This is a genomic window from Kangiella shandongensis (genome assembly GCF_020005365.1).
GTDB classification, from domain to species: Bacteria; Pseudomonadota; Gammaproteobacteria; order Enterobacterales; family Kangiellaceae; genus Kangiella; species Kangiella shandongensis.
Window position 1 is genome coordinate 1 of the sequence record NZ_JACNML010000021.1, and the last position, 2,427, is coordinate 2,427.

The 2,427-nt window shown below is 56.1% G+C and carries 2 protein-coding genes; both read right to left on the minus strand.

What is annotated here, in order from left to right; genetic code table 11:
• Positions 1-1,793 (minus strand): type VI secretion system Vgr family protein (locus tag H7708_RS13340; protein ID WP_235727631.1); only part of this gene is annotated, 1,793 nt, incomplete at its 3' end.
• A 149-nt stretch (positions 1,794-1,942) separates the two neighbouring features.
• The coding region (locus H7708_RS13345; RefSeq protein ID WP_223671351.1) for an Hcp family type VI secretion system effector at positions 1,943-2,427 on the minus strand (485 nt) is incomplete at its 5' end.

Sequence of the window (2,427 nt, forward strand, 5' to 3'; positions counted from 1 at the left end):
ACGACTTCCAGATCATATTTGCCCTGAACCTTATGCTCATAATGTCCACCCACTTCTTCCCAGTGGTTGGCATAGGTGTATTCCTTACGGTGGTTGTTGACGTTCTCCAGCAGGTCTTTGGTAATTTCTACCTGCGAGTTACGACCCACCTTGAGCTCGACGTCATTCCCTATCTTGGTCTTGCGGTCGTGACCAATGTCCACCGTCTCGTCATTGCTGACGGTCTTCTTGCGGTCATGCTTGATATGACTGGTTTCGTCATTGTCGATAACTTTGCTGCGGTTATTACCCACCCAGTGACTCTCGTCCGTCTCGACTTCGATGTCCTGGTTCTTCTCCGCATGGATCAGCAGCTGCTCGGCACCTTTGCGATCTTCAAACCGGATCTGGTTGCAGTTGTCGACGCTGCCTTCGGGCGTCGAGCGCGACATCCACCCACTCTGGGTCTTGTTGGTCGGCAGGTTGTACGGCACCGGGTTGTTACCGTTGTAGACGCGGCCGGTGATGATGGGGCGATCAGGGTCGCCGTCTTCAAATTCAATCAGCACTTCGTGTCCAATGCGCGGGATGTTAATGCCACCGAAGCCGGCACCGGCCCACTGCTGTGACACGCGCACCCAGCAGGAGCTGTTTTCGTCGTGCTGGCCTTCGCGGTCCCAGTGGAACTGGACCTTAACCCGGCCATACTCGTCGGTATAAATCTCTTCGCCTTCCGGGCCGGTGACGATGGCGCTCTGTACGCCCCTGACGCTCGGCTTGGCATGACGCCGCTCGGGACGGAACTGCACCGACTTGGGGATGCACACCAGCTGGTTGCTGACCTCCTGCTTGGGGTCGTCGCTGTTGAGGTAGGTGTCGTCGATGGCGGTATAGCGCATGGCGGTGATGAGGTAACTCTGACCCATCTCGGCACGGTCGTCGTGCACGCTGACGGTGAAGGTGCCGCCGACCGACAGGCCGCGGCAGGTGCTGGTCGCTTCGACCCGCTCATGATACTGCTCGGTTTCCTGCATCCGCGTCTGTGTTTCCGGCTCACCAACCCCGGCGTCGTAATATTCGCCCGGGTAGTCGTATACTTCGTACGGCTCAATCCCGGGGAAACCGCTCTGCGCCTGGCTGGTCGTTTCCAGGTCGTCATTCGGGCTTTCAAAGTTGTAGCTGCGAGCGCTGTACTGGCCATGCGGGAAGACCACTTCCTTCTGCCACTCGCCAATGTGTTCGTCATCCAGACTGCCGTAGCTCTGCGACACCATGGCCTGAGCACAGGCGGGATAACTCGATTTGTTGTCGGCCAGGATAAGCTTGTGCTCACCCTGCTGATGTTCGAAATAGTAGAAGATACCGCTCTCTTCGAGCAGACGGTTGATGAATCCCAGGTCGCTCTCGCGGTACTGCACGCAGTAGTCGTGGCGCGGGTAGCTCGCCGTCAGGCGATTCTCGAAGGCCACCTCGTGCTCGCCGAAAAGCTGCTCCACAATCTGTGGCAGGGTCTGGTGCTGGAAGATACGCAGGTTGACGCGGCGCCCGAGGAACCATACCTTCGGGACCACCGTCAGACGGTAGCGGTACAGATGCTCCGAGGCGGTGCCCAGACTCACCAGGCGGCTGACGTAACCGTTAAAGTAACGCGTCGCGCCATTGTTCAGCTCAAAACCAAAGTCCAGCGGTTTGCCCACCAGCTCCACGGCCGGCAAGCTCGGCTCTTCCGATAAGCACGTCAAGGTAAATTCAAACGGTGTCGACAGCGCATCCTCGCCCTCGATGTCCGTCAGCAATAAGGCATCACCACCCAACGGACTCTCCACCTGTAATAAGCGGTTTCCTTGTGTGTATCTCTCAAATATCCCCATCTCGATTCCCTATGTTCCTTCGCCTCGCCTTAACCTATAAAGACACGAAAGGGAGGAACCTGTCCTCCCCTCGTGAACACTCAATCCAACAATTACGCCATCGACGCTGTCGTCATGTCGTAAGCATTGCTGATTGGGCTTGACGCTTTATGGTTGTCATCATAAGGCGTGTACTTCTGCTCGATGCGCGTAAAGCTCAACGTGATTTCTTCTACCGGACGGTCGCCGTCCGTGTTCACGCGGTAGCCGCTAATCATGCAGTCCTTTAAGTTGTACTCCATGTAGTTCTCCAGCGTGTCGCCGGTCTTCGTTAAGTGCAACTGAACCTGCTTGCCCTTACCCACACACGCTTCTTTAAACAAGTAAGGCGTGGTGTTATCCATGTACTTGGTGATGCGCAGCTCGCTCACGTCCGCCGACGTCGCTTCACGATCTTTGCTCGTACCAACACGAGCCGTGATCCCACGCTGTACACCCCAATCCAATGACAACACATCAATCCAGTCTTCGTGACCTTTTGCCGTCGCTTCACCCTTGATGCCGTCGTAATTCATAAATATAGACATAGTTTTCTCCT